General features: G+C 62.0%; 17 protein-coding genes and 1 tRNA gene. 9 read left to right on the forward strand and 9 right to left on the reverse strand.

Annotated features, from left to right (window positions below; translation table 11 throughout):
• Window positions 1-101: 101 nt before the first annotated feature.
• The 3 genes from AAHM38_RS08710 to AAHM38_RS08720 form a co-directional block, all read right to left on the reverse strand.
• Window positions 102-1,364: a YeaH/YhbH family protein gene (locus AAHM38_RS08710; protein WP_009240912.1), complete on the reverse strand. Its 1,263-nt coding sequence runs from the start codon at window positions 1,362-1,364 to the stop codon at window positions 102-104.
• Between the two features lie 54 nt (window positions 1,365-1,418).
• Complete coding sequence (locus AAHM38_RS08715) at window positions 1,419-3,341, reverse strand: PrkA family serine protein kinase (protein WP_004634293.1); 1,923 nt, start codon at window positions 3,339-3,341, stop codon at window positions 1,419-1,421.
• Between the two features lie 866 nt (window positions 3,342-4,207).
• Window positions 4,208-5,110 (reverse strand): LysR family transcriptional regulator, encoded by a 903-nt coding sequence (locus tag AAHM38_RS08720; protein WP_116576113.1) that lies wholly within the window; start codon window positions 5,108-5,110, stop codon window positions 4,208-4,210.
• A 277-nt stretch (window positions 5,111-5,387) separates the two neighbouring features.
• Here AAHM38_RS08720 and AAHM38_RS08725 point away from each other — a divergent pair, with 277 nt between their 5' ends.
• The 6 genes from AAHM38_RS08725 to AAHM38_RS08750 all read left to right on the forward strand — a co-directional run bounded on the left by AAHM38_RS08725 (window position 5,388) and on the right by AAHM38_RS08750 (window position 13,646).
• On the forward strand, window positions 5,388-8,423 hold the full coding sequence (locus AAHM38_RS08725; protein ID WP_116576069.1) for a xanthine dehydrogenase family protein molybdopterin-binding subunit: 3,036 nt from the start codon (window positions 5,388-5,390) through the stop codon (window positions 8,421-8,423).
• Window positions 8,420-9,235, forward strand: a complete 816-nt coding sequence (locus AAHM38_RS08730; protein ID WP_024972552.1) for an FAD binding domain-containing protein — start codon at window positions 8,420-8,422, stop codon at window positions 9,233-9,235. The genes AAHM38_RS08725 and AAHM38_RS08730 overlap by 4 nt, the downstream gene beginning before the upstream one ends.
• Complete coding sequence (locus AAHM38_RS08735) at window positions 9,232-9,807, forward strand: (2Fe-2S)-binding protein (RefSeq protein ID WP_009240916.1); 576 nt, start codon at window positions 9,232-9,234, stop codon at window positions 9,805-9,807. The genes AAHM38_RS08730 and AAHM38_RS08735 overlap by 4 nt, the downstream gene beginning before the upstream one ends.
• Entirely contained in the window at window positions 9,800-11,353 is a 1,554-nt protein-coding gene (locus AAHM38_RS08740) for an AMP-binding protein (protein WP_116576068.1), read from the forward strand. Before AAHM38_RS08735 ends, AAHM38_RS08740 begins: the two co-directional genes overlap by 8 nt.
• Window positions 11,354-11,363: 10 nt before the next feature.
• Window positions 11,364-12,179, forward strand: a complete 816-nt coding sequence (locus AAHM38_RS08745; RefSeq protein ID WP_179817586.1) for an enoyl-CoA hydratase/isomerase family protein — start codon at window positions 11,364-11,366, stop codon at window positions 12,177-12,179.
• A gap of 114 nt (window positions 12,180-12,293) precedes the next feature.
• Window positions 12,294-13,646 carry an MFS transporter gene (locus AAHM38_RS08750; protein WP_009240919.1) on the forward strand — a complete coding sequence of 451 codons (1,353 nt, stop codon included), beginning with the start codon at window positions 12,294-12,296 and terminating at the stop codon, window positions 13,644-13,646.
• A gap of 130 nt (window positions 13,647-13,776) precedes the next feature.
• On the opposite strand, the gene AAHM38_RS08755 is transcribed toward AAHM38_RS08750, so the two are convergent.
• The 5 genes from AAHM38_RS08755 to AAHM38_RS08775 form a co-directional block, all read right to left on the reverse strand.
• Window positions 13,777-14,409 (reverse strand): tyrosine-type recombinase/integrase, encoded by a 633-nt coding sequence (locus AAHM38_RS08755; RefSeq protein ID WP_179817584.1) that lies wholly within the window; start codon window positions 14,407-14,409, stop codon window positions 13,777-13,779.
• 17 nt (window positions 14,410-14,426) lie between these two features.
• Window positions 14,427-14,501: transfer RNA gene (locus AAHM38_RS08760), tRNA-Val, on the reverse strand.
• Between the two features lie 71 nt (window positions 14,502-14,572).
• Complete coding sequence (gene dnaQ, locus AAHM38_RS08765) at window positions 14,573-15,301, reverse strand: DNA polymerase III subunit epsilon (RefSeq protein WP_009240940.1); 729 nt, start codon at window positions 15,299-15,301, stop codon at window positions 14,573-14,575.
• A gap of 25 nt (window positions 15,302-15,326) precedes the next feature.
• Entirely contained in the window at window positions 15,327-16,193 is an 867-nt protein-coding gene (gene purU / locus AAHM38_RS08770; RefSeq protein ID WP_116576066.1) for a formyltetrahydrofolate deformylase, read from the reverse strand.
• Between the two features lie 8 nt (window positions 16,194-16,201).
• Window positions 16,202-17,056, reverse strand: coding sequence for an NUDIX hydrolase (locus tag AAHM38_RS08775; protein ID WP_116576065.1), 855 nt, complete (start codon window positions 17,054-17,056; stop codon window positions 16,202-16,204).
• Between the two features lie 104 nt (window positions 17,057-17,160).
• On the opposite strand from AAHM38_RS08775, the gene AAHM38_RS08780 reads away from it, so the two are divergent.
• Complete coding sequence (locus AAHM38_RS08780) at window positions 17,161-17,556, forward strand: hypothetical protein (protein ID WP_009240943.1); 396 nt, start codon at window positions 17,161-17,163, stop codon at window positions 17,554-17,556.
• Between the two features lie 28 nt (window positions 17,557-17,584).
• On the opposite strand, the gene AAHM38_RS08785 is transcribed toward AAHM38_RS08780, so the two are convergent.
• Window positions 17,585-18,142 (reverse strand): hypothetical protein, encoded by a 558-nt coding sequence (locus AAHM38_RS08785; protein WP_116576064.1) that lies wholly within the window; start codon window positions 18,140-18,142, stop codon window positions 17,585-17,587.
• Between the two features lie 261 nt (window positions 18,143-18,403).
• Between AAHM38_RS08785 and lpxO the strand changes: the two genes are divergently transcribed.
• Window positions 18,404-19,306 carry a lipid A hydroxylase LpxO gene (gene lpxO / locus AAHM38_RS08790; protein ID WP_116576112.1) on the forward strand — a complete coding sequence of 301 codons (903 nt, stop codon included), beginning with the start codon at window positions 18,404-18,406 and terminating at the stop codon, window positions 19,304-19,306.
• 309 nt (window positions 19,307-19,615) lie between these two features.
• On the forward strand, window positions 19,616-20,233 hold the full coding sequence (locus AAHM38_RS08795; RefSeq protein ID WP_012762212.1) for a BPSL1445 family SYLF domain-containing lipoprotein: 618 nt from the start codon (window positions 19,616-19,618) through the stop codon (window positions 20,231-20,233).
• The last annotated feature ends 244 nt before the right edge of the window (window positions 20,234-20,477 follow it).

Genomic DNA, 20,477 nt, shown 5'->3' on the forward strand with positions numbered 1-20,477 from the left:
CCATCACACTGGGTCACAGATGGTGTGCTCGCCATGGCACACACCGCCACTGCACGGCGACAGTGCCAAGCTGGAGCAACCTGGCGCCGCCCGATCGGCGATCAGGCAGCGCGCTTCTGAAACAACTCGTGCAGTACCGGATAGATTTCGTCCGCCTTGAGAATGCGCTGCATCGCGAAGTTGTCGTGCCCCGCCTTCAACGTAAGATACTCCTCCCACAGGTTCTGGGGCTCCGTGGAAACCACCTCAACATAGGCGTAATACTGCGTCAGCGGCAGGATCGTTTCGCGCAGCAGCTTTGCGCATAGCTCAGAATCGCCCGCCCAGTTGTCGCCATCCGAAGCTTGCGCGCAATAGATGTTCCATTGGCTCGGCGAATAGCGCTCCTGCATCACTTCCGCCATCAGCTTGAGTGCGCTCGACACGACCGTGCCACCCGACTCGCGCGAGTGAAAGAAATCCTCCTCATCCACCTCCTTGGCCACGGTGTGGTGGCGGATGAAGACGACGTCGATGCGCTCGTAGTTCCGCTTCAGGAACAGATACAGCAGCATGAAGAAACGCTTGGCCAGGTCCTTGCGCGATTCGTCCATCGAGCCGGATACGTCCATTACGCAGAACATCACCGCCTGCGCCTGCGGCCGCTTGCGCAGCACGCGATTGTTGTAGCGTAGATCGAGCTTTTCGATGAACGGCACGCGATCCAGACACGAGCGCAGATGGCGCATCTCCTTCATCAGCTCTTGCGCGCGTACGCTGTAGGGGCCGTCGTTTTCCAGCTCCTCGTTGTACTCGCGCTCCAGCTCATGCAGGCGGCGCTGATACGGGCTGGACAACGCGATACGACGACCGATCGAACTGCGCATCGTGCGCAGAATCGACAGGTTGGACGGCGTGCCGTCGAGCGAGAAGCCCGCGCGCACCTTGCGCACCTCGGCGATCTTGGCCAGGCTGCGCTTGGCAAGATCGGGCAACGCCATGTCTTCGAAAAAGAAGTTGAGGAAGTCTTCGCGCGAGAGCGTGAAAATGAAATCGTCTTCGCCCTCGCCCGAGTCGCTGGCTTGCGAACCGGTACCGCCGCTGCCCTGCTGCGGACGGTCGAAGCTGTCGCCGCGAATGAACTCCTTGTTGCCCGGGTGCACGCCCTCGCGGCGCCCGCCCGAGCCGTGGTGGAACATGGGCTCCGAGATGTCCTTGACGGGAATGGACACCTGCCCGCTCTGCTCGATGTCCATGATCTTGCGGCCCGTCACGGCCTTGGCCACCGCGCGGCGGATCTGGTCTCGGTAACGCTTGATGAAGCGTTGCTTGTTGACGGTGCTCTTGCCGCCACCGTTCTCCCGCCGATCAATGATCGTGCCCATGTAACTGCCCTCGATTGGAAGTTCGCTGGGTGTGTTCGCCCTCTTCTGGTCTCCTTAAGATGACTTCCTGACGCGCAGATACCACTCCACCAGCAAGCGGACCTGCTTCTGGGTGTAGCCCTTCTCCACCATGCGATTGACGAAGTTCTCGTGCTTCTCCTTGTCGTCATGCGATGACTTGGCATTGAACGAGATCACGGGCAGCAAATCTTCCGTGGTCGAGAACATCCGCTTCTCGATCACCGCACGCAGCTTCTCGTAGCTCGTCCAGACCGGGTTCTTGCCCCCGTTCTTGGCCCGCGCCCGTAGCACGAAATTGACGATCTCGTTGCGGAAGTCCTTCGGGTTGGAAATGCCCGCGGGCTTTTCCACCTTCTCCAATTCGTCATTCAACGCACTGCGATCGAGAATCTCGCCGGTGTTCGGGTCGCGATATTCCTGATCCTGGATCCACAGGTCAGCGAACACCACGTAGCGATCGAAAATGTTTTGCCCGTACTCCGAATACGACTCCAGATACGAAGTCTGAATCTCCTTGCCAATGAACTCCACGTACGGCGACGTGAGGTACTCCTTGATGTAGGACATCAGCTTGGATTCCGTCTCCGGTGGGAACTGCTCGCGCTCGATCTGCTGCTCGAGCACGTAGAGCAAGTGCACCGGATTGGCCGCCACCTCCGTCCCATCGAAGTTGAAGACCTTCGAGAGCACCTTGAACGCAAAGCGCGTCGACAAGCCCGTCATGCCCTCGTCGATGCCGGCAAAGTCGCGGTACTCCTGATACGACTTCGCTTTCGGGTCGACATCCTTCAGGCTCTCGCCGTCGTACACGCGCATCTTCGAGAAAATGTTGGAATTCTCGGGCTCCTTGATGCGCGTGAGCACCGCGAACTGCGCCATCATCTTCAGCGTGTTCGGCGCGCAGGGCGCCGCTGCGAGCGAGCTGTTACGCAGCAGCTTGTCGTAGATCTTCACCTCGTCCGACACGCGCAGGCAGTACGGCACCTTGACGATGTAGATGCGATCCAGGAAAGCCTCGTTGTTGCGATCGGATTTGAAGCTTTGCCACTCCGCCTCGTTCGAGTGCGCCAGGATGACGCCATCGAACGGGATCGCGCCAAACCCTTCCGTGCCCTTGTAGTTGCCTTCCTGCGTGGCCGTCAGCAGCGGGTGCAAGACCTTGATCGGCGCCTTGAACATCTCGACGAACTCGAGCAGCCCGCGGTTGGCCAGGCACAGCCCGCCCGAATACGAATACGCATCCGGATCGTCCTGCGGATAGTCCTCCAGCTTGCGAATGTCGACCTTGCCAACCAGCGACGAAATATCCTGATTGTTTTCGTCGCCCGGCTCGGTCTTGGAGATCGCAATCTGCGACAACACCGACGGATGCAGCTTCACCACGCGGAAACGCGTGATATCGCCATTGAACTCGTGCAGCCGTTTCACCGCCCACGGCGAGGCAATCGAGTTCAGATAGCGTCTCGGGATACCGTAGTCTTCCTCCAGAATCTTGCCGTCTTCCTCAGGCGAGAACAGCCCGAGCGGGGACTCGTGTATCGGCGAGCCCTTCAGTGCGTAGATGGGGATCTGCTCCATCAACGACTTCAACTTCTCGGCCAGCGAGGATTTGCCGCCGCCCGGAGGCCCGAGCAGGTAAAGGATCTGTTTGCGTTCCTCAAGGCCCTGCGCGGCATGTTTGAAGAAGGAAACGATCTGCTCGATCGTGTCTTCCATGCCGTAGAACTCCCGGAAGGCCGGGTAGATCTTGATGACCTTGTTGAAGAACAATCGTGACAGCCGAGGATCGTGGTGGGTGTCCACCAGTTCCGGCTGACCAATCGCGGTGAGCATGCGCTCAGCGGCGGTCGCGTAGGCGGTCGAGTCTTTTTTGCAGATATCCAGATACTCCTGGATGCTGTACTCGTCCTCTTTGCGTGCTTCAAAACGCGTTGCGTAGTGGCGGAAAATATCCATATCTCCCCCGTAGATTTCTTCCCTACTCCACACCAACAAGCGAGAGCCAGGCTAGTTCTTGCGTGCGTTGCTGATTCCACTGTAGACGAATCACCGATGATCACAAGAACGGTTGATGGCACCGAACGGTGCACAACCAATCGCGATTGCGTTAGCGCTCGACTGCATGAAGTGCTAAACGGACCTTGCACGATGCATCAACACACACGCACCACGACGATCGGCTACCCGAGCACAGCAGAAAGCGTACCCATGCCGCCTTCCCGCGCTCGCAGGTTGGTACGTAACCGATCTGCGCGAGTTCCCGCGCGCACGCTGAATACAGGAGGGGGATATCCCTGCATTTCAGTGCGCCGCCAACTGTGATAGCACCGTACTGCGCATGGCGCGCGCCTGCGGCGTTACGTTTGTAGCGGCAGCCTTTCTTGCGGTGATGCAACAACCCAGTGTGCAAATCACGGGACGATATGCGTTTTATCGCCGGGCAGGCGCCCACAGCTCCTGTCGGAACGACCGAAACAGATCGACCGAAGGTGTCTCTTTTTTGCCCCAGAGGCAAGTTTTGCCGGACGCGATAAAGACGCTGTCCGAAAAGCCCGCACGGAGAACGCGGACAAAGAAGCGACTTCTCGTCAGTTTGGTGCGTGGTGCAGGGATCGAACCCTGTAACTCAGTCGTGTGAAACGAAAATCAGCGCTTCCTAACGCCGCCTCGCCTAGACGGCGCCTCGATCCTATCTCTCAGTCGCGAGTACCGATCCCGCCACTTTTCCGCCGACGGAAGCGACCGAACACATGGCTCACGATGCATCATTTCTGCCGGAGCACGCCCCGTAGCCGGATGCACCGCGCATCGCCCCCTCTGCGCTACGCCATCCCCGAAACGCGCTTGATTTCTTCGGTCACGATTGCAATCAACGCCTCGGTCGCCGTGCTCAAAGGCCGCTGAGGATGGCTGACGCAAACCAGATGCCGCACGATGCGCGGCGCAACAATGGTATGCATGCGCAGCCGTCCCTCTTCCACGGCACGCTGCACCACGATGCGCGGCAACACAGTGGCGAAACGCGTAGCTTCAACGAACTGCACGATGGTCCCAAGGATGTCAATTTCGAACTTTGGCGCCAGCGTGACGTCATGCGCCTGCGTGGCAGTATCCAATACCACGCGCAGGCCGTGCGACTTCGTCGGTAACACAAGCTCCAGTCCAGGCAGTTTCGCCATTTCCACCGATTCCGGTAATTCAGGGCCATTTGCGACACTCGTCACTAAAACCATCTCTTCGTCATGTAGGGACTGCACCTGCAGCGCCAGCCGACCACGTTGGCGATGGACCACCGCTGCATCGAGCTGGCCGGCGGAAACAAGGTTGATCAGTGCCGTGCTGAAGCCATCTGCCACAGACACCTCTACGTTCGGATAGCTCGCGTTAAAGCGTGCCAGGGCTCCGACCAGCACGCTCTCTGTCTCGGAAGCCACCATGCCGATCGTGATACGGCCGGCCATATTCTCCTCGCGCTGCATCATCTGCTGCCGGGCACTCGCGAGATCGCGCACGATGGGTAGAAACAGTCGGTGCATCATCCGGCCAGCGGCAGTTGGCGCCATACCGTGCGGGATGCGTTCAAAAAGCTTCTGTCCGAACTCATCCTCGAGCTTGGCTATCTGCATGCTCAGGGCCGGCTGCACGATATTCAACCGCTTGGCTGCCCGCGTGACAGAGCCTTCTTCGAAAAGCGCGATGAAGTACTGAATTTGCTTGAGATCCATATTCGGATGGGTATGAACGGTACCGCGTGCGGCATCAATCTTTGCGGTCCCTGCGACGATGGTCATGGCACCCCATGCCATCAATTATGAGACACAGCGGTTCCATCCCCGTCGGCGCCCGTGCTGGAAGTGCGCGAAAGCAGGTATCAGAATAAATTATTTTGTTGATCACAAAATAGTATTAGAAGTTATATCTTGCTCTCACTAATCTGCGATGCACGTTACGCGGTCGCGCCGATCCTCCGGCGCAATCCCGACGCGTACAACGGAGTCGCAAATGAAGAGATTCGATGCTGGCGAGACGACCGGCACGGCGCAGGAGACACAGCAGACAACGGGGCAGCCCTACGTCGGCCGCCCGATGCAGCGCGTCGAAGATGCTGCCATCCTCACGGGCCGCGGTCGCTATGCCGACGACCTCGGCGTAAAACCCGGCACCCTCCACGCCGCCATACTTCGCTCGCCACACGCGCACGCCGAACTCGGTCTGATTGACTTCGCCGCCGCGCTGAAGGCGCCGGGGGTTCGCGCTGTGCTGACCGGGGCCGACCTGCCAGCCTGGTCCAAGCCCTTCGTGGTGGGCGTCAAAGCGCCGATGGAGCAATGGGCACTGGCAATGGACCGCGTGCGATACGTCGGTGAGCCAGTCGCCGTGGTCGTGGCTGAGAGCCGTGCCTTGGCCGAAGACGCACTCGACCTTGTGCGGGTGGATTACCGTGTGCTGCCACCCGTGGTGTCAATCGAAGCCGCAATAGCCGACGCCGCGCCCCAACTGCACAGCGGCCTGGGTAGCAACGTCGCCAGCGATCGTCATTTCCGCTACGGTGACCCGGAGGCCGCCTTTGCCACCGCACCGCATCGCGTTTCGCTGACTGTGCACTACCCGCGCAACACATGCACGCCCATCGAGTGCGGCGTGGTCATTGCCGAGCATCTGCCGGGTAACGAGGGCTACCAGGTCACCTCGAACTTCATGGGGCCGTTCTCGCTGCACGCCGTGATGGCGATGGCCCTGCAGGTGTCGGCCAACCATCTGCGCCACATCGCTCCCCGCGATTCCGGGGGCAGCTTCGGCGTGAAGCAGGCCGTATTCCCCTACGTGGTCTTGATGTGCCTCGCCTCGCGCAAGGCCGGCGCGCCAGTGAAATGGGTCGAGGACAGACTCGAACACCTGAGTGCAGCGACCTCGGCCACCGCGCGTCTGTCCACCATCGAAGCTGCCGTCGAAGCGGATGGCCGGATCGTCGCTCTTGATTACGATCAGCTCGAAGACTGCGGTGGCTACCTGCGCGCGCCGGAGCCCGCGACCTTCTACCGGATGCACGGTGTACTGACGGGCGCTTACGCAATTCCCAACCTGCGCGTGCGCAACCGCGTTGTGCTAACCAACAAGACGCCTACCGGCCTCGTACGCGGTTTCGGCGGACCGCAGGTGTATTTCGCGCTTGAGCGGCTCGTGCAGCGGATCTCGATCGAACTCAACCTCGATCCGCTCGACGTCTACCGACGTAACTTCGTTCCGTCCAACGCCTTTCCCTACCGCGCTGCAGCCGGCGCGCTGCTCGATTCCGGCAACTACCAACTGGCGATGTCTCGCGCGCTCGAAACAGGCGCCTACGACGAACTGAAGCGCCGCCGAGACATCGCGCGGGCCGAAGGGCGGCTCTATGGCATCGGCTTTGCGGCGATTGTCGAGCCCTCGGTGTCGAACATGGGCTACATCACGACTGCCACGCCGGCCGAGGCACGCCGCAAGGCCGGCCCGAAGAACGGCGCCATTGCAAGCGCCACGGTCAGCGTCGACCTGCTGGGCGGTGTGGTGGTGACGATTGCGTCCACGCCCGCCGGGCAGGGCCACATGACTGTCTGCGCGCAGGTCGTGGCCGACGTGCTTGGCATCGACCCGGCCGAGGTCATCGTCAATGTCGAATTCGATACCCACAAAGACGCATGGTCGGTGGCCGCCGGCAATTATTCCAGCCGGTTTGCGGGAGCCGTGGCAGGCACGGTCCATCTGGCCGCAACACGCGTTCGCGACAAGCTGGCCCGCATCGTGGCCTCGCAACTCGACTGCGACCCAGCCGAACTGATCTTCGCCGAGGGGCGCATTACGCGCAGAGATGCCCCCGAGACCGCCGTGGTGTTTGCCCGCGCTGCGAGCAATGCGCCGCACTGGTCGCCGCAATTGCTGCCTGCCGGTGAGGAACCGGGCCTGCGCGAAACCGTGTTCTGGTCACCGCCAAACCTTGACGCACCGGACGAGCAGGACCGTATCAACACGTCCGCATGCTATGGCTTCGCGTTCGACCTGTGCGGCCTGGAAATCGACCGTGCCACCGGGCGCGTCCGCATTGACCGCTACGTGACAGCGCACGACGCCGGCAAGCTGCTCAACCCTGCGCTCGCCGACGGCCAGATTCGCGGCGCGTTCGCACAAGGGCTGGGCGCAGCGCTGATGGAGGAGTTCCGCTACGGCCCCGATGGCAGCTTCCAGTCCGGCACGTTGGCGGACTACCTGTTGCCCACAACGTGCGAGGTGCCCGATCCGATGATCGTGCATCTGGAGACACCGAGTCCGTTCACGCCGCTCGGGGCCAAGGGGCTCGGCGAAGGCAACAACATGACCACGCCGCCATGCATCGCCAATGCTGTAGCCGACGCCCTCGGAGTGCGGGATATCCGGTTGCCTCTGACGCCCGCCAAGGTCATGGCGATGATCGGTCTCGAAGACCCCCCGCCATCGCGCCTCGAACTGGCGGAAACGGCAACGGCTGCCGCCACCGGAGGCAAAGAAAGGTCCAAGGGCGCAAAGGCTCTGAGTGCACGCGGAACGGTTGATTTGGATGCACCGCCCGAGGCCGTATTCGCTGTTCTACTCGACCCGCAAGCTCTGGCCCAGGTCGTACCTGGTTGCCACGTGTTGGAGCCGATCGGAGACAACCGCTACCGCGCCGACGTGACCGTAGGGGTGGGCATGATCAAAGCGCGCTACGAAGCCGAGATTGCGCTGTCCGACCTGGAACCCCCGCACCGGCTGCGACTGTCGGGGGCCGGCCTGTCGTCGCTTGGCAGCGCACGTGGCTCGGGCATGGTCGAGCTGGCGCCGCACGAGGGTGGCACGCGTCTCACGTACGACTATGAGGCCGAGGTATCCGGCAAGGTCGCAGCGGTCGGCGGCCGCATGCTTGAAGGCGCGGCCAAGGTGGTGCTGCGCCAGTTGTTTGAATCCCTGGGCCGGCAAGCGGGCGGCAAGCCAGTACGCAAACCAGGTTGGATCGCGCGGCTGCTCGCGCTTTTTGGAGCCCGGCGATGAAACCCCCCGCCTTTGACTATCTGCGCGCAGAGTCCACGCAGCATGCGCTGGAAGCGCTCGCCCATGCAGGTGAAGACGCCCGTGTACTTGCCGGAGGCCAGTCGCTGATGGCCGTGCTGAACATGCGCCTCGCGCAGCCGCAACTGCTGGTCGATATCTCTCGCACGCATGACCTGAACGCCGTGCGAGTGGAAGACGGCCACCTGGAAGTAAGCGCTGCGGCCACACAGGGCAACGTGGAGTGGCGTCCGTCGCTCGCCAACGAGGTGCCGCTGCTGGCGCTGGCTTTCCCGCACATCTCGCATTTCCAGATTCGCAACCGCGGCACGGTGTGCGGCTCCATTGCCCACGCCGACCCGAGCGCCGAGCTGCCACTGGTGCTCACTGCGCTCGACGGACAAGTGGTGCTGCGTTCGCTGCGCCGCCGCCGCGTGATGCAGGCCACCGATTTCTTTCAGGGAATGCTGATGACCGCGCGCGAGCCTGACGAGCTGGTGGAAGCCGTGCGCTTCCCGTTGCGGCAGCCCGGTGCGCGCTACGGCTTCACTGAGTTCTCGGCCCGCCATGGCGACTTTGCCCTGGTGGCGTGCGCGGCCATCGTCACCGACGATGCCATCGCCCTTGCCGTGGGCGGAGTAGCAGACCGGCCGGTGCTCGAGCGTTGGCCGCGCCTGCAAGGCAAGGCACTTACGGAGGCCATCAACGATTTCAGTTGGAAATTGGGCGCGCAAGACGACGCCCATGTCAGCGCGCAGTACCGCCGCCACCTCGTGCGGCAACTGGGCATGCGCGCAATCGAGGAGGCAAGATGAGTAAAACCAAGAAAGGCGGCGCGCCATCCAATGCGCTTTCTGTGATGCGGCGACAGGAGCACCACCGCATCGCCCTGACATTGAACGGCAGCGCGCGTACCGGCCTGTGTGCGCCGCGCGAGTTGCTATCCGACTTCCTGCGCCATGAGCTCGGCGCCACCGGCACCCACGTTGGTTGTGAGCATGGCGTATGCGGTGCGTGCACGGTGCGTGTGGACGGCGTGGCTTCCCGCTCCTGCCTGATGCTGGCCGTGCAGGCGGACGGTCGTGCAGTCGACACCGTCGAAGGCCTCGCCACGCACGAAGGTTTGAGCGATTTACAGGAGGCTTTCCGCCGCCATCACGCCCTGCAATGCGGCTTCTGCACGGCAGGCATCCTGATGTCGTGCGCAGACTATCTGGAGCGCGTGCCCGAGCCGACTGAGGCGCAAGTGCGCGAGATGTTGTCCGGTCATCTGTGCCGCTGTACCGGCTACACACCGATCGTTGCCGCCGTCCTTGACGTCGCCGCCAGCCGCGCAGGGGCACGCCCGATTTCAGCGCCGGTTTCCGAGGAGACCAGCAATGCTTGATCTCGGCCGCACATTCCTGCAGAGCGTGGAGCGCAGCCCCCACGCTCTCGCCATAGTCGACGGGGACCTGAAACTCTCCTATGCGCAATGGCTGACGCGCATCCAGAGCGTGGCCGCAGGCCTGCTTGACCTTGGCCTGCGCCCTGGCGAACGCCTGCTTGCCATCCTGCAGAACCGCTGGGAGATGGCGACCCTTCACTGGGCTTGCCAGTTCACCGGGATCGTCATCGTCCCGCTGAATTGGCGCGCCAAGCCGGACGAGCTCGACTATTGCGTATGTGACGCAGACGCAAAAGCACTGGTCTTCGAGCCAGTCAGTGCAGACGCCGTTCTCGGCAGTCCTGCCGCGATGAAAATCCTCCGCATCGCACTGGACGGCGCACCACACTCTTCGCTGTCATTTGACACCCTGCTGGGCGCCGCGCCACGGCCAGACAGCGTCCTGCCCGAAGCGGATGACGTCTCGCTCATGTTGTACACCTCGGGCACAACTGGACGGCCAAAGGGCGTGCCCCGCCGCCACAGGCAAGAGCGCGCAGCTGCGTTGGCGCACGTCGCTCAGAACCTGTACCGGCGAGGCGAGCGTACGCTCGGGGTGATGCCGCTGTATCACACGATGGGCGTGCGCTCCTTGCTGGCGATGGCACTGGTGGACGGTCTTTTCGTCTGCGTGCGGCGCTGGAGTCCGTCTCAGACGCTGCAAGCTATCGCTGATCATCGCGTGACTTGTCTCTACCTCGTCCCCACGCTCTATCACGACCTGCTGGCCGATCCGGGCTTTGACGCGTTGCGCGTGCACTCAGTCAGCAAGCTCGGCTTTGCCGGTGCAGCGATGAATGACGGTCTGCTGAAGCGGCTGGAGCAGGCGTTCCACCCAGAGCTGTTCGTTAACCACTACGGCTCGTCCGAGGTCTACACGTTCAGTGTCGAACAGCGCGCGGCGGGCAAGCCCGGCAGCGCGGGTCGCGCTGGGCTCAATACACGACTGCGCCTAGTCCGCTTGGACACCGACTCGCCGGAAGCGGTGGTGGCTCCTGGCGAAGAAGGGCAGATCATCGTCGAACTGCGCGGCGACGAAGCCTTTGAGGGGTATTGGAATCGCGACGATGCCAACGCGAAGTCCCTGCGCCAGGGCTGGTACTTCACCGGTGACACCGGCTACTTCGACGCAGAGGGGGATCTATTCGTCAGTGGCCGCGTGGACGACATGATCATCAGCGGAGGCGAGAACATCTCGCCTGCCGATATCGAGTCGGTCCTCTCCCTGCACCCTGCCGTGGATGAGGTCGCCGTAGCCGGTTTGCCGGACCCGCGCTGGGGCCAAAAAGTCGTCGCTTTCGTCAAGCCGCACGACGACGTAGATGCCAACACACTGGATGCCTATTGCCGCGACTCCGAACTGGCCAATTTCAAGCGCCCGCGCGACTACGTATTCGTAGCCGATATCCCAAAGTCACCGGTCGGCAAGATCCTGCGCCGCAAGCTGTCGGAGGGTGAATACACCGCTCTACCCAGCCCTTCTTCCCACGATCTGAACAAGGAGTAACCACATGGATATGACCCAGGCCTTTGCATTGGCCCATCCCGATCAGCAACGACTTCAGGATCTTGACGGCTTTTTCGTTGAGATCGACCCGACACGCGAACGCGCGGACATCGTGTTGCACCGCCCGCCATACAACGTGATTTCAATGGCCGCCCGCGACCAGCTGCGCGCAGTGTTTGAGGCACTTGACGCCGACGACCGCGTGCGCGTCATCGTCGTGCGTGCGTTGGGCGCGCATTTTTCCAGCGGCGGCGATATCAAGGGCTTCCTGGAAGCCTCGCCCGAGCATGTTTCCAAGCTGGCGTGGAACGTGGCCGCACCGGCACGCTGCAGCAAACCCGTCATCGCAGCAAACCAAGGTTACTGCTTTGGCGTGGGCTTTGAACTGTCGCTGGCGTGCGACTTCCGCATTGCCACCCATACAACCGAATACGCGCTACCGGAGCAGAAGCTCGGGCAGATTCCGGGCTCTGGTGGCTCAGCGCGGCTGCAAAAGATGGTGGGCGTGGGCCGCACCAAAGACATCGTAATGCGCTCGCGCCGTATTCCTGGCCTCCAAGCGTACGACTGGGGTATCGCCGTGGACTGCGTCGCCGACGGCGACCTGACAGCCGCGACTGACGCGCTGGTCGACGAGTTGCGCGCCTTCTCCCCTTTGGCTCAGCGCACCGCGAAAAAGCTGCTGAACGACACAGAGGACGCTCCTCTGTCGATCGCTATCGAGCTGGAGGGGCACTGCTATAGCCGCCTTCGCAGCTCAGACGATTTCCGCGAGGGCGTAGAGGCATTCCATGGAAAGCGTAAGCCCGTATTTCGCGGCAGCTGACCGGATGGGCGGGCGGATCTGAACCGTCCGCCAAGCAAAGTGAGAAGAACGGATCGCGATGCTCATCGAGGCTTCTTAGGGCACCGCAGGTTCAGAAAACAATAGGAGACGACAATGGAAATGCTAGCTAACGATAAAGCGCCGCCCGATGGCGTGGGGAGCATCGAACCACCGACTGTGAGCAACCGGCAGGTGCTGGGGGCGGTCACGGCTTCATGCATGGGATGGGCACTCGATCTGTTCGACCTGTTCATCCTGCTGTTCGTAGCGCCGGTGATTGGCAAACTCTTCTTCCCGTCCGAGCATGCCATGCTGTCGCTGGCAGCGGTCTATGCATCGTTTGCGGTAACGTTACTGATGCGACCGCTAGGGTCGGCAATCTTCGGTTCCTATGCGGACCAGCGAGGGCGCAAGGGCGCAATGGTGGTGGCCGTAACCGGCGTCGGCATGTCGACGGCTGCCTTTGGGCTACTGCCGACGGTCGGCCAGGTCGGCCTTTTTGCTCCGGCACTGTTTATCTTGCTACGGCTGATACAGGGGGTCTTCGTTGGCGGCGTGGTGGCGTCGACGCACACCATTGGCACGGAGTCTGTCCCGCCTTCGTGGCGCGGCGCGGTGTCCGGGCTGGTGGGCGGTGGCGGTGCAGGCATCGGCGCACTGCTGGCATCAATCACGTATATGACTGTCACCATGCTGTTTCCCGGCGACGCTTTTGAGACCTGGGGGTGGCGCTGCATGTTCTTTGCCGGCATCGTCAGCTCTGTGCTCGGGCTAGTCATTTTCAACTCGCTGGAAGAGTCTCCACTGTGGAAACAACTCCAGGCTACCAAGACACACGCGAAACTTGAGGCACATCCGATACGGACGCTCTTCTCACAGGAGTATCGCGGAATCCTGCTGGTCAACATACTGCTGACCATAGGCGGCGGCAGTGCTTACTATTTGACGTCCGGCTATCTACCGACATTCCTGAAGGTCGTGATGAAAGTCCCGGCCGGAGAGTCCGCCGCATTGCTCATGGTCAGCAGTCTGGCCGTGATCGTTGCCTCGGTAGCGGCCGGCCACCTCAGCTCGCTGGTAGGGCGCAAGCGCTCGTTCCTGCTGATTGGCGCGACCGCACTGGTACTCCTGCCTCTGCTCTACCAATGGTTACCCGCCGCCTCGACCATGACGGCGAGGTTCGTTTATACCGCCTCGCTCAGCATGCTGGGATGCGCAGGATTTGCTCCGATCCTAATCTTCCTGAACGAGCGATTTCCCACAAGCATTCGTGCCTCTGGAACAGGACTCTCGTGGAATATCGGTTTCGCAATCGGCGGCATGATGCCGACACTGGCATCGCTGATCGCGCGCACACCAGCAGATCTTCCGCATGTTCTTGGCGTCACCATCGGCGCAGTGACATTGCTGTATCTGGCCGGCGCACTCATCGTGCCAGAGACCACCGGTCGGCTCGGTGACAGCTAGCAGTAGTCTCGGCCGCATTCAGCATGCGGCATAGCTATCAGCGGGTTTTTCTTCGCATCGCCAGCCAAATCGCGATCTCGATATAGAGCAATGCTCCGACCACTCAGCGCGAAGACTTTCAGCGCAGCGTTCAGGTCGGAGCGCAGCCTCCAAATAAGGAGGACATCGAGCACAGCGCCCTTCTTGCGAGCGGAGACCTTATCGTTGTAACGGAGGAGCGAATCGACGAAGGCGTTGCGTTCGGCCTCGCTCCAGTTCGCTTAGAGAGAGGAACATCTCGCCCCTCTCCGTTTTTGGTGTCGTGCAACTGGACAATTCCGTCGGCAAGATGAACATCGGGCCACCGCAGGGAAAGCAGCTTGCCACGGCGCATTGCGGTTTCGATGACGAAGACGTCGAGCGGGCGGACGTGCTCATTGCGCCAGTCCCCTCCCACGAAGAACCCCTCGGCCACCCCGGTCCATTTCGGACTCAACTTACCGCGCCCAAGCTTCGGCATCGGCATCGGCATCGGCTTTGGTGTCAAAGGTTCGACTTTGGTTTGGGTAACCCGCTGGACGGATCTCGCCCCGTCAGTAGCGACCGTGCTTCCAGATTTCGGCCATTCCTGCTGCAGACGATTCTTGGTTCTCGTGACGTCTGGGTTGAGTTTCGACTCCGCCTGTTCTCCGCCACATGGCGAAAGTTCGAGGAAATGGCGAAGCTCGAGGAATTCCGCACAAAGAAAAAGGCCCTCGGCGATTGCCTGAGGGCCTTGTTTCATGCGATTTCTCGCCAGTTTGGTGGGTGGTACAGGGATTGAACCTGTGACCCCTGCCGTGTGAAGGCAGTGCTCTACCGCTGAGCTAACCACCCGAATGCGGTGAAAGCGAGATTATGGCGAAAAGGTGCAGCCGTGTAAATACCCTGACCGCACATTTTTTTGATCAGGCAGCCGGCTGCGCAGATTCCACGGGTTCACGCGTCCAGACGGTCTTGCCGCCGCTGGCCTTGTCGATTTCCTTCAGCACGCCGGCGTGCGCTTCGGCCTCCGCTTCGGTTGCCAGCAGCACGGGCAATTGCAGCGCGCTCAGGTCGACGGCAACGGCTTCGGCCGATGCGCCCTCGCCCGACTCCAGCATGTCGATCACCAGCGTGTTCTGGCCGCGCGTCATGGCCAGGTAGACCTCGGCCAGCAGTTCCGCATCGAGCAATGCGCCGTGCAGCGTACGGTGCGCGTTGCTGATGCCCAGACGGTCGCACAGCGCATCCAGGGAATTGCGCTTGCCAGGGAACATCTGGCGCGCCTCGCGCAGCGTGTCGATGTGGCCCGACAGGTGCTCGCGGAATGGCGGCAGGCCCAGGCGCTGGAATTCCATGTCCAGGAAGCCCAAGTCGAACGCGGCGTTGTGAATGATCGCCTCGGCGCCCTGCACGTAGTCGCGGATCTCGTTGACGATCTCGGCGAACTTCGGCTTGTCAGCCACGAACTCGTTGGTGATGCCGTGCACAGCCATCGCGCCCGCATCGATCTCACGCTCGGGGTTGATGTAGAAGTGCAGGTTCCGGCCGGTCAGGCGGCGGTTGACCATCTCCACGCAGCCGATTTCGATCACGCGGTCGCCGGTGGCGGCATTCAGGCCGGTGGTTTCGGTATCGAGAATGATCTGTCGCATCGCGCGCTCCCCTACTCTGATTGGATTACTTGAAGACGACGGTCTTGTGGCCGTTGAGCAGGATGCGGTGTTCCGCATGCCACTTCACGGCACGGGCCAGCGCCACGCATTCCACGTCGCGGCCCACGGCGGTGAGCTGTTCCGGGTCCATGCTGTGGTCCACGCGCTCGATTTCCTGCTCGATGATCGGACCTTCGTCCAGATCGGCCGTCACGTAATGGGCCGTTGCACCGATCAGCTTCACACCGCGCTCGTGCGCCTGGTAATACGGCTTGGCGCCCTTGAAGCTGGGCAGGAACGAATGGTGAATGTTGATGGCGCGGCCTTCCAGCTTGCGGCACAGATCGTCGGAAAGAATCTGCATATAGCGCGCGAGCACGACGAGGTCGATCTGCTGCTCCTGCGCGATTTCCCAGATACGGGCTTCCTGCTGGGCCTTCTGCGCGTCCGTCGCCTGCAGCAACGGCAAGTGCATGAATGGCACGTCGTACGACGCGGCGAGTTGGTAAAAATCGCGGTGGTTCGACACGATGGCCGCAATCTCGATCGGCAGCTGACCTGCGCGGGCACGGAACAGGAGGTCGTTCAGGCAATGGCCGATCTTCGAGACCAGGATCATCACGCGCGGCTTGACCGCCGCGTCGAACATGCCCCACTGCATGGAGAAACGTTCGCCGATGGGCGCAAAGCGGTCACGCAGGGCGTCCAGGTCCAGCGGCTGGCCCTGCGGCACAAAATGCACGCGCATGAAGAAACGGCCCGTGAATTCGTCACCGAACTGGTCCGAATCGAGAATATTGCAGCCTTGCTCGAACAGCAGTCCCGACACGGCGTGGACAATGCCGGGCTGGTCCGGGCACGACAAGGTAAGAATGAAGCCGGAGTGACTCATGAAGCGTTTTATGTGTTGTTGTCGGGCGCAAACCGCTGTGGCGTAGGGGACGGGCCCAGCCGCGCCAGGGCGTCGAGGGTGACGAGCGTCGCGTCGACCGTCATCGCGAAGTCCGCCATGATATCAAGCGCTGTGTCGGGGCTGGCGCGCAGGTGACCGGCGACCTCCCCGTCCTGATTGACGGGGATGAAGCTGTCCGGCAGCGTCAGGTCGAAGGTGAACAGCGTTTCGCACTGGATGCCCTCGGGCACTTCGCGGAGCACATCCAGCGTGCCGCGGGGCGTCAGCGACGCTGCCAGATCGGCGCCGATGCCCGCCTCTTCCCAGCATTCCTTCTCCAGCGCACCACGTGCATCGAAGCCATGGCCGATGCCGCCGGCGACGAGGTTGTCCCACATGCCGGGGTCGATCGGTTTTGTCTCGGCGCGGCGGGCTAGCCAGAGCGCCGGCCCGGCACCATCTGCGCCGTCGATCAGGCCGTTCATGTGTGCAGCATAGGTGCGAATGCCGAAAAATCGCGCGGCGGCGCGTTCGATCAGCGCCAGCGTGGGCGTGCCCCAGCCGGTGTTGACGGCGAAACGCTCGTCGCGCCAGCCCCGCACGTGGCCTTCTTCGGCCAGGCGCATGATGACTTCGGCCAGTGCCGCGGTGCGCTGCGCCTCGGTGGCGACGGTTTCCCGCAGATCGACCCGCTGCGTCGACACATCGAACCAGTGCGGCCAGCGCGCAAGCAACGATGCGCGCTCTCGACTCAACCAGCCGACACGTTGCCCCGCAACAATCCACGGGATCAGCGCATCGGCATCGAACGCCTGCCGGGCGGCCAGCCCGTCCCGAATGCGCTGAATGCGCGGTTCCGTCATGTCGGCACCCCACAATGTCGGGCGTGCATTGTGCTTTCCGTGCAGCACGGGTCGCGCGATAATGCGCCGTTAATACAAGCCGTCATCAGACTGGAGAAACAAGGATGGATGAAATCGACGAGCTGTCGGATCTGCCGACCCCACGCTTTATTTGGGGCTTCGCCATTGCCGTCACACCGTCCGGCGAAGTGTCGCACGATGAATTCGAATATCTGACGCACACCCGCACACCGCGCTTCACCTGCCGCGTGGTCGAACTCGAAGACGCGCCCGCCGAGCCCGAAGACGAAGGCGACATCGACGGCCGCATCGTCCACTTCGACAATCCGAAGCGGATGTTCTACATCACCGATCTGGGCCTGGCCCTAATGAATTTCACCCTGTTCGACAAGGTGGATAACAAGGCAAAGCTGAAGGACGCCTGCGATCAAGCCATCGCGGACTGGCTCACCCGCCGCGAGTTTCTCGACTCCGAACCGGACGACGACGAAGACGATTGAGCCTCATCGCTTGATCGCGCGAGATCATTCAGCCCTGACCGGCAGCGCCGTCTTCGGCAAAGCGCAGGTCGGTCAGGCGCACATCGGTGTAGGAACGCCCGGCATCGAGCAAGGCCGAAACCTGCGCCTTCACCCGCTCCTTCTGGGCGCGCAACGCACGCGGCGGCACGGTCGAATCCTGACCGGTGTGGTGCAGATACAGCATCTTGTAGGTGAGTTGGCTCACCATCCACTGCCGCAGCACGCGGCGCCGGCCGGCATGGTCGGCCTCGAATCCATCGATTTGTCCAAGCAGCACAGAAAACGCCCGCGCGAGGCTCGCCGGCTCCGCGGTCTCGCCGGCGATGCAACGTTCGGCCAGGGCCCGCGCCTCCGCGGGTGACATGGTGTGGTCCGTTTCGACGAAGCGCTCGGTGGCAGGGTCTGGCCGCGGCATCGGTGGCCGATTTGCCAGCCGCGCCGACACCGCAGACAGCGCTTCCTGCGCACGGCGCATGGACGCTTCCAGCGATTGCGCATTGCCCGGCACGATGCCAATGGTGGTCGGCATATCGCTGGATTCTTCGTCGCGTTTTTTGACGTCCATCGCTCCCTCCGGTGATCGTCCGCGACCAGGGTGCCCGTCGGACGAAAACGGAATTGTAGAACGCGGCGCACATTTCGCTACAAATCGACACAGACGTTCCACATTATGAAGAGAGCGCAAACGATAACGCGGCGTCACAAAGCCACGGTGCACTGTTGGCCGAAGTCAACGCGGCGCAGCGCGGCCCCGGGTAAAATGCCGGTTTGCGCCAACAGCGCATGCACTCAATTGCTGACCGCCCTGTGCGGCAAGGAAATCGCCTTGATCAAGTGGATTATCGTGGCCCTGTATCTGGGCTCCATTCTGTACGTGCACTTTCGCGGCAAGGTGCGCCTGAAATTCTGGCGCCAGATGTTCGACCACTCGGCCGTGGTCGCGCCGGTCAACTGCTTCATGTACGCGTTTTCGGGCGTGCCGCAGACGCCGTATGTGCCGGTCGAGCGCTTTCCGGATCTGGAAAAACTGCAGGCCGCGTGGCCGCAGATTCGCGACGAAGGCCTGGCGCTCATCAACCTGCGCAAGATCAAGGCCGCCGAAAAGAACGACGATGCCGGCTTCAACTCGTTCTTCAAGAATGGCTGGAAGCGTTTCTATCTGAAGTGGTATGAAGCGCATCACCCCTCTGCCGAACAGCTCTGCCCGCAGACCGTCGCGCTGCTGCGCGATCTGCCCAGCGTGAAGGCGGCGATGTTTGCCGAGCTGCCGCCGGGTGGCAAGCTGAACCCGCACCGCGATCCGTTTGCCGGTTCGCTGCGCTACCACCTGGGCCTGTCTACGCCCAACGACGACCGCTGCTTCATTGAGGTCGACGGCCAGCGCCACAGCTGGCGCGACGGCCAAGGCGTGGTCTTTGACGAGACCTATCTGCACTGGGCCGAAAACGCCTCCGACAAGGACCGCCTGATCCTCTTCTGCGATATCGAACGCCCGATGAAATTCGGCTGGGCGCAGCGCATCAATAAATGGCTGGGCCGCAAGGTCATGACTGCCGCCAGCTCGCCCAACGACGACGGCGACCAAACCGGCGGCATCAACAAGCTGTTTCGTTATGTATGGGTGATGGGCCAGTACCGCCGCCGCTTCAAGGCCTGGAACCGCAAGGTCTACTACGTAGTGAAGTTCGGTCTGATCATTGGCGTGGCGGCGTTGATCATCTGGATCTGAGCGCTCACCCCCCTTCCGCTTCGCACAAAGAACCGGCCCACGCGCCGGTTTTTTGTTGCGGGTGAAAAAGCTACCTGTATTGCGGTCGGCTTGCGTTTTTACAAAGCAGTGAAGGAAAAAGCGCCACATGGGGCACAAATCTCGCCTAATGTCAGGAACTGAGCGCTCCGGCGCTTATTCGATATGGCGGGCACGCCGCTTGCTCTCCCCTCCTTCGACAACCCTTGCGCTTTGCATGGGACCGAGTCAGAGCCGGGACGCGTGTGCCTGTGTCCCTCGTCAACAACAAAGACAGTGAGATCAATCGCCATGAAAAAGAACCTCATTAGCCGCCAGACCATCGTCACCCGCGCCGCCGCGCTTGCTGCTGTCGCACTGCTCGGTACCCAGCTCGCCGCGTGTACCACGACCAGCCCGAATGCGCAGGGCTCCGACGTGATGTCGTCCACCAACAAGCACGCCACCACCAACTCGCAAGCCGATTCCGTGCTGTCGCGCCTGTACACCACGGCCAGCGGTTCGCGTGAGCTGGTGGCACGCGCCAAGGGCGTCCTGGTATTCCCGTCGGTGCTGAACGCCGGCTTCGTGGTAGGCGGCCAGTACGGCGAAGGCGTGCTGCGCACCGGCGGCGGCCGTCCGCTGGGCTATTACAACATCGCCTCGGCGTCGGTGGGCTTCCAGGCCGGCGCGCAGTCGCGTGCGCTGATCATCCTGTTCATGACGGACGAAGCGCTGCAGAAATTCCAGGCGAGCCAGGGCTGGACGGCCGGCGTGGATGCCACCGTGGCACTGGCAAAGATCGGTGCGAACGGCGCGGTCGATACCAATACCGCCCAGCAGCCGATCATCGGCTTCAACCTGACCAACGCAGGCCTGATGGCCGGCGCATCGGTCGAAGGCACGAAGATCACGAAGCAGAACAACTGATCGACGCTTCGCTGACCAGCCATGCCGCCGTCTCGTACGGCGGTTTTTTTTGGGCAGAACCCGGCAGGAAGCGGTGCGGCAAGGTGGCAGTCTTAGGGAAATTCAAAAGTCGCCGACACGCGGCTGTGTCGCAGGACTGGGATCAGCCGGCAAGATTGACATCGGTGGGTTGGACATTCGCTACGGCCCCAACCTGCGCAAAGGACCGAACGATGTCGGGTCGACGGTGATCGGGCCGAACGGC

The organism is Ralstonia sp. OTU4908 (assembly GCF_038440115.1).
Classification (GTDB): domain Bacteria; phylum Pseudomonadota; class Gammaproteobacteria; order Burkholderiales; family Burkholderiaceae; genus Ralstonia; species Ralstonia pickettii.

Coding starts and splice junctions, on each gene's coding strand:
- AAHM38_RS08795 (WP_012762212.1), top strand. CDS start 19,616: ATGAAAAAGAACCTCATTAGCCGCCAGACCATCGTCACCCGCGCCGCC.
- AAHM38_RS08725 (WP_116576069.1), top strand. CDS start 5,388: ATGAAGAGATTCGATGCTGGCGAGACGACCGGCACGGCGCAGGAGACA.
- AAHM38_RS08785 (WP_116576064.1), bottom strand. CDS start 18,142: ATGGACGTCAAAAAACGCGACGAAGAATCCAGCGATATGCCGACCACC.
- AAHM38_RS08755 (WP_179817584.1), bottom strand. CDS start 14,409: ATGAAACAAGGCCCTCAGGCAATCGCCGAGGGCCTTTTTCTTTGTGCG.
- AAHM38_RS08745 (WP_179817586.1), top strand. CDS start 11,364: ATGACCCAGGCCTTTGCATTGGCCCATCCCGATCAGCAACGACTTCAG.
- AAHM38_RS08750 (WP_009240919.1), top strand. CDS start 12,294: ATGGAAATGCTAGCTAACGATAAAGCGCCGCCCGATGGCGTGGGGAGC.
- AAHM38_RS08720 (WP_116576113.1), bottom strand. CDS start 5,110: ATGGATCTCAAGCAAATTCAGTACTTCATCGCGCTTTTCGAAGAAGGC.
- AAHM38_RS08735 (WP_009240916.1), top strand. CDS start 9,232: ATGAGTAAAACCAAGAAAGGCGGCGCGCCATCCAATGCGCTTTCTGTG.
- AAHM38_RS08710 (WP_009240912.1), bottom strand. CDS start 1,364: ATGGGCACGATCATTGATCGGCGGGAGAACGGTGGCGGCAAGAGCACC.
- AAHM38_RS08740 (WP_116576068.1), top strand. CDS start 9,800: ATGCTTGATCTCGGCCGCACATTCCTGCAGAGCGTGGAGCGCAGCCCC.
- purU (WP_116576066.1), bottom strand. CDS start 16,193: ATGAGTCACTCCGGCTTCATTCTTACCTTGTCGTGCCCGGACCAGCCC.
- AAHM38_RS08730 (WP_024972552.1), top strand. CDS start 8,420: ATGAAACCCCCCGCCTTTGACTATCTGCGCGCAGAGTCCACGCAGCAT.
- AAHM38_RS08775 (WP_116576065.1), bottom strand. CDS start 17,056: ATGACGGAACCGCGCATTCAGCGCATTCGGGACGGGCTGGCCGCCCGG.
- dnaQ (WP_009240940.1), bottom strand. CDS start 15,301: ATGCGACAGATCATTCTCGATACCGAAACCACCGGCCTGAATGCCGCC.
- AAHM38_RS08780 (WP_009240943.1), top strand. CDS start 17,161: ATGGATGAAATCGACGAGCTGTCGGATCTGCCGACCCCACGCTTTATT.
- AAHM38_RS08715 (WP_004634293.1), bottom strand. CDS start 3,341: ATGGATATTTTCCGCCACTACGCAACGCGTTTTGAAGCACGCAAAGAG.